Here is a 5,569-nt window from a genome sequence, read left to right as displayed (position 1 = left end):
GTTTCTGGGCCCGGCCGGGCAAGACCTGGCGGAACGGCTGGTCGGCCTGGCGTCTGTCGACTTTTATGGTGCCTATCTGGAAGAGCGGCTGGCACAGGCGCGCAAAGCTGTGCTGGCGCTCAGGTGAATGAAATGCAGACCGCCCCATTCGCAGCCGTGGGGATTTCTGGTTGCTATTGTTTTAATAGCTGCTCGCGCAATTACTGATTGGGCAAATGGCCTTTTTTATGCTTAAAACCGCCTTAAAAATGACCCCGCAAAGGATTCTGGCGTGTCGCACAGCGTTTTTTGCCCCTGCACAACAACCTGCCAGCCGTCACGCGCATGACTGACCAGGAATCGCTGCTTGCCGCTATCCACGAGGAAGTGGTCTTGCAGGCCTACAACCCGGCCTGGCCCCAGCAGTTTGTGGCTGAGCGGGACCGCCTGCTTGCGCTYTCCCCCCAGCTGCCGGCCCGCCTGATCGACATCCAGCACATCGGCAGCACGGCCGTGCCCGGCCTGGCGGCCAAACCGGTGATTGACATGCTGGCCGGTGTGGAATCAATCGCGGCGGCTGAAGCGCTTCTGGCGCCGCTGTGCGCCAACGGCTACACGACCTCCGCTGAATTCAATGCCTCGCTGTCTGACCGCAAATGGCTGATGCGCTGGGCAGAGGGGCGGCGCACGCATCACCTGCACCTGGTGGTGCACGGCGGCGAGGTGTGGGCGCAGCGCCTGCGTTTTCGCGACGCCCTGCGTTCGGACCCGGCGCTGGCGGCGCGCTATGCCGCGCTCAAGGCGGAACTGGCGGCCAGGCACCCGGGTGACCGCGAGGCCTATACCGATGCCAAAGCCGCGTTTGTGAACGCGGCCAGCTAAGGCTGAGCCGCCCTGCTTCCTACTATTAAGCCGCTGAATCAACCCGCTAGACCTGTACTGAACGCCCTATTCACGCTTGGCAAAACAGGCTTCGGTGGTAAATTCAAACCCGTTCAAGCAGGAGAGCGCTGCCCCACAAGGCAGCCACCGAAGGCGCAAACTTCCATAATCGCTCAGGTCCCGTACTGCCCGGAACACACAGCCGTCTGGAGAGACGCCGCACGCAAGGTGCAGCGCACCGAAGGAGCAAAGCCGAAGCTTGTCATCGACATCAAAGCAGCGRCTGAATCTCTCAGGTAACAAGGACAGTGGAAGCGGCCGCAAGCATGTGATGGCTTGGCGGTTGCCACGTTTCTTTTTGATTCAAGCACCCCAAGGCATTGCACTTGCGCAACTGCAATGTTCTGCTTGAATGAAAAGGAATCGTCATGAAAGTCATGGTTTTGGGAGCTGGTGTCACGGGTATCACCACGGCCTGGTATTTGGCGCAACGCGGCCATGAAGTAACGGTGGTGGAGCGCCGCAACGCGGCCGCGATGGAAACCAGTTTTGCCAACGGCGGGCAAATATCGGTGAGCCATGCGGAACCCTGGGCCAACCCGGGCGCGCCGCTCAAGGTCTTGCAATGGCTGGCGCGTGAAGATGCGCCTCTGCTCTTCAGGCTGCGCGCCGATGTGAACCAGTGGCTGTGGGGGCTGGAGTTTTTGCGCAACTGCACGCCCGCGCGTACGGCACAAAACATCAAGCAGATCGTGAACCTGGGCATGTACAGCCGCGGCGCGCTGCAAAAACTGCGCGCCGAGCTGGGCCTGCTGTACAACGCGCAGACCAAGGGCATCCTGCACTTCTATACCAGCCAGGCCGAGTACGACGCGGCGCAGGAGCCCGCACGCATCATGCGCGAGCACGGCTGCGAGCTCGACATGAAGACGGCCGACGAATGTGTGGCGATTGAGCCCGCACTGGCGCAATGCCGCGGCAGCATCGTGGGCGGCAGCATGACACCCAGCGATGAATCGGGTGACGCCCGCGCTTTTACCGCCGCGCTGGCTGCGCGTTGCGAGCAGGCCGGTGTGAAATTTTTGTACAACACCACGGTGCTGGGCCTGGACGCCGCGCAGGGGCAGCTCAATGGCGTGCAGGTGGCGATGGGCAGCGGCGAGGCCGGCGGCAAGGTCGAGATGCTGAAAGCCGATGCGTATGTGATGTGCCTGGGCGCCTTCAGCGCGCAGTGGGCCAAGGTGCTGGGGCAAAGCCTGCGCATCTACCCGGCCAAGGGTTACTCGGTCACGCTGCCAGTGATCAACGAAGCCGCTTCCTATCAGGTCAGCCTGACGGATGACGAATACAAGCTGGTGTTCTCGCGCTTTGGCAACCGCTTGCGCATTGCCGGCACGGCCGAGCTTAATGGCTACAACACCGAGCTGAACCTGGTGCGCTGCAACGCCATCGTGCGCCGTGTAAAACAACTCTTTCCCGACATGACGGACGGCGAAGGCGCGCAGTTCTGGACGGGCCTGCGGCCGGCCACACCGAGCAATGTGCCTTACATCGGCAAAAGCAAGGCCTCCAATGTCTTCCTCAACACGGGCCACGGCACGCTGGGCTGGACGCATGCCTGCGGCTCGGGCGCGGCGATTGCGGACATCGTGAGCGGGCGCGTGCCGGAAGTCGACTTTGCATTTACGGGGATGGCGGCGCCGGGGCGTGTGATGGCGTTGCCGGGGATGGCAAAGGCCTGAACCCGCGCCGCCGCAAGCGCCCGCGAGAAGAGACRCGCAAGTTTGGGCGTCTCACCCTTTTCTGCTCAAAACCGCCAGCCAAGCCCCACACCCAACAACATCGGGTCGGCCTTGAACGTGCCGATGTTGGCGCCGCCCGCGGACACGTCGGTGCGGATGTAGACCTTCTTCAGGTCGAAGTTCAGGGACAGCTGCTTGCCGAGGGGAATGTCCACGCCGACCTGCAGCGCCGGGCCCCAGCTGCTGCGTTTGATGTCCACGCCAGCCGGCAGGCTGACCGCACTGAAGCGGGTGTAGTTGACGCCCGCGCCGACATAGGGCTTGAAGGCGCCCGCACCCAGCGAGTCGAAGTGGTATTGCGCCATCAGCGTGGGCGGCAGGTGCTTGAAGCTGCCGATGGCGGTGCCGCGGGACGACAGCGTGTGCTTTTGCGGAACCGTCAGCACCAGCTCGACTGCGAAGTTGGGGTTGAGGAAATAGCTGATGTCGAACTCCGGCATCCACTTGTTGTTGATGGCCAGCCCGAGGCCGGTGCTGTCACCGTTGGCGCTGTCCAGGTGGACGGCGCGCGCTCGGACCAGCCAGGGGCCTTCAGCGGTTTGGGCAAAAGCGGCACCCGACAAAAGGGTGCAGAGGGCAGCGGCGGCAATGATTTGCTTTTTCATGGGTAAGTAACAGAAGAGACGGGAACATTCCCGTCATTGATTGGAGCCGTACGGCCCGTTGGGCGGCTTGATCTGGCGCAAATGCGGCCCAGCCGTCAACGCAATCAGCGCAAACCTTGCGGCAGCTCAAATAGGGGTAGCGCCTTCGGTGGCTGGCGGGCGCCCGGATCCTGCGTGTCGGCGCGCACTACCTCCGCGGTCACGACCAACAACACCTGCAGCATCTGCACGGACACGGTAATATCGCCCTCCGTTCATCAGCCGCTTGCCGCCATGACATCACCCGCCACCACGCCCCCCGACGGTCTTCCCACCTACAGGCTCCTTACCGGCCCGGATGACGCGAGCTTTTGCCGCCGGGTGAGTGAGGTGCTTGCCATGGGTTACGAGCTTTACGGCTCGCCGGCGGCGACCTTCAATGGCGAGAACGTGATCGTGGCGCAGGCGGTGCTGTGGCCTTCGCTGCGCAAGGCCGGCTGATGAGCCCTGCGCTGCCCCTGAACCCCGCAACGCTCCAGGCCATGGCGGATTTTCCGCGCCAGCTGGAGCAGTTCTACGACGCGATTCCTGAAAGCCACAAGCGCTGGACGCCGCCGTCGTGGGAAGGCATTCCGAGCGAAAACTTCACGGCCCTCGCGCAGATCTGCCACATCAGGGACATCGAGATTGACGGCTATCACGTGCGGTTTCAGCGCACCTTGTCAGAGGCCAGCCCCGTGCTGGAATCACTGGACGGCTACGTGCTGGAAAAGCAACGCGACTACGCGGCCGCTGATGCGCAAGAGGCCATCGCGGCGTTTCGGGCAGCGCGCACCCGGACGATGGCCATGCTGTCGGGCATCACGCCCGGGCAACTTGGCCGTACGGCGGAATTCGAAGGTTACGGCGCACTCACGTTGCGCAGCCTGGTGCATTACCTGTGCAGCCACGACCAGCAGCACCTGGCCGGGCTGCAATGGCTGCTCGGCAAAATCGACGCCTCGCTCGCCGCTTGAGGCGTCCGCCGCCCCCCCCCCCCCGCCGCACAGCACGCGCGTATCCTGAGGCGCAGTATTCGCCGCCGCCCAGGCGCTTACAGGTTGCCAGCGCCATCTTTTCAATGAAAAAACAACAGCCTCTGACGCAGATACGCTGATTTATGTCACGAAGGTATTCATTCGAATGTAACAAAAAGTTCGTTTTGATGCACCGTCATGCACACTGATTGGGCTGGGAACGCGGTTTGTGCGGCCAAGGGCACACAAACCGGCATTCCTGCGTATCGGTTTCATAGAYAACTGGAGTGATCAAGATGAAGTTTTATCTGCGCCATGCCGCAATATTGGCCAGCGCCGCTTGCGCCCTGGGTTCAGCAACAGCCCAGACCGACGAGGCAAAGCCTGCACGCAAGGCGAAAGCTGCGGCTGCTACCCCCGCGCCCGAAAAATATTCCGGCCCACGCGAAAAAATGGTCGTGGCCATGCCCAAGACCTATGGCAAGAGCGAAACYATGGCCTTGTGGGGCGACTACTTCAGCCACCTGTCACGCTGCGGAAACATCGACCTGCAAAACGCGCAAGGCGAATCGATGGACAAGACCAGCAACATCGACATCCTCGGTGAAAAAGAGCTGATTGAAGGTATCTCGGCCGGCAAGGTCCAGCTGGCACAGGTCAACCCCGGCCTGGCTGCGCAGTTGGTCACCGCCGGCCAGCCGGCGCCGTTTGGCGTTCCGGGCAACAAGGCCACGGGCCTGCGCAACTCCTACAAACTGATTCTGATCACCCGCATCGACAGCCCGTACAGGGAACCGAAGGACCTGATTGGCAAGAAAATCGCGCACACCACACCCACCTCCAACTCGGGCAACCTCGCGCCGCGCGCGCTGTTCCCGGCGCTGGGCCTGACGCCGGACAAGGACTACGAAGTCGTGTTCTCCAACGGCCACGAGCGCTCCGTCACGGGCGTGATGCATGGTTTTTATCCGGCCGCAGCTGTGGCCAGCGATTTGTACCAGCGCATGGTCGTCAAGGGTGACGTCAAGGGCTCGAGCATTCGCACGATCTGGGAAAGCCCGCCCTTCATGACGGAAACCTGGACCATGAGCAAGGACGTTTCGCCCGAACTGCAGGCACGCGTGAAGAAATGCTCGTTCAGCTACAGCTTCTCGCCCACACTGAAAAAGCAGCTGCCCGGCAACGACACATTCCTGCCCATCAACTTTGATCGCGATTTCGCGACGGTGATGCAGGTCTACCGCGCCAGTCAAAAGAAGTAAGGCCCCCACGGTCGCTCACTTCGTGTAGCTCCCTGCCCCCCGAG

General features: G+C 62.2%; 7 protein-coding genes and 1 riboswitch. Of the genes, 5 read left to right on the top strand and 2 right to left on the bottom strand.

What is annotated here, in order from left to right; genetic code table 11:
- Positions 1–324 precede the first annotated feature (324 nt).
- Entirely contained in the window at positions 325–861 is a 537-nt protein-coding gene (locus AC1DWI_RS12315; protein WP_477668882.1) for a GrpB family protein, read from the top strand.
- 196 nt (positions 862–1,057) lie between these two features.
- Positions 1,058–1,179: riboswitch (glycine riboswitch) on the top strand.
- A 110-nt stretch (positions 1,180–1,289) separates the two neighbouring features.
- On the top strand, positions 1,290–2,603 hold the full coding sequence (locus AC1DWI_RS12310; RefSeq protein WP_477668883.1) for a D-amino acid dehydrogenase: 1,314 nt from the start codon (positions 1,290–1,292) through the stop codon (positions 2,601–2,603).
- Between the two features lie 65 nt (positions 2,604–2,668).
- Here the strand turns inward: AC1DWI_RS12310 and AC1DWI_RS12305 are convergent, their stop codons facing one another.
- Positions 2,669–3,268, bottom strand: a complete 600-nt coding sequence (locus tag AC1DWI_RS12305; protein WP_477668884.1) for an OmpW/AlkL family protein — start codon at positions 3,266–3,268, stop codon at positions 2,669–2,671.
- Between the two features lie 104 nt (positions 3,269–3,372).
- Entirely contained in the window at positions 3,373–3,504 is a 132-nt protein-coding gene (locus tag AC1DWI_RS12300; protein WP_477698189.1) for a hypothetical protein, read from the bottom strand.
- 37 nt (positions 3,505–3,541) lie between these two features.
- Here AC1DWI_RS12300 and AC1DWI_RS12295 point away from each other — a divergent pair, with 37 nt between their 5' ends.
- The 3 genes from AC1DWI_RS12295 to phnD all read left to right on the top strand — a co-directional run bounded on the left by AC1DWI_RS12295 (position 3,542) and on the right by phnD (position 5,525).
- A complete protein-coding gene (locus AC1DWI_RS12295) occupies positions 3,542–3,748 on the top strand; it encodes a DUF1737 domain-containing protein (protein WP_477668885.1) in 207 nt (68 codons plus the stop codon).
- Complete coding sequence (locus AC1DWI_RS12290) at positions 3,748–4,263, top strand: DinB family protein (RefSeq protein WP_477668886.1); 516 nt, start codon at positions 3,748–3,750, stop codon at positions 4,261–4,263. Before AC1DWI_RS12295 ends, AC1DWI_RS12290 begins: the two co-directional genes overlap by 1 nt.
- A gap of 296 nt (positions 4,264–4,559) precedes the next feature.
- The gene (phnD, locus tag AC1DWI_RS12285) at positions 4,560–5,525 is read left to right on the top strand and encodes a phosphate/phosphite/phosphonate ABC transporter substrate-binding protein (RefSeq protein WP_477668887.1); all 966 of its coding nucleotides are present in this window, start codon (positions 4,560–4,562) and stop codon (positions 5,523–5,525) included.
- Positions 5,526–5,569 lie beyond the last annotated feature (44 nt).

Source organism: Polaromonas sp. P3_C2, assembly GCF_056402675.1.
The sequence above is the reverse complement of the archived record's forward strand: the minus strand, read 5'-3'. Positions and strand labels throughout refer to the sequence as shown.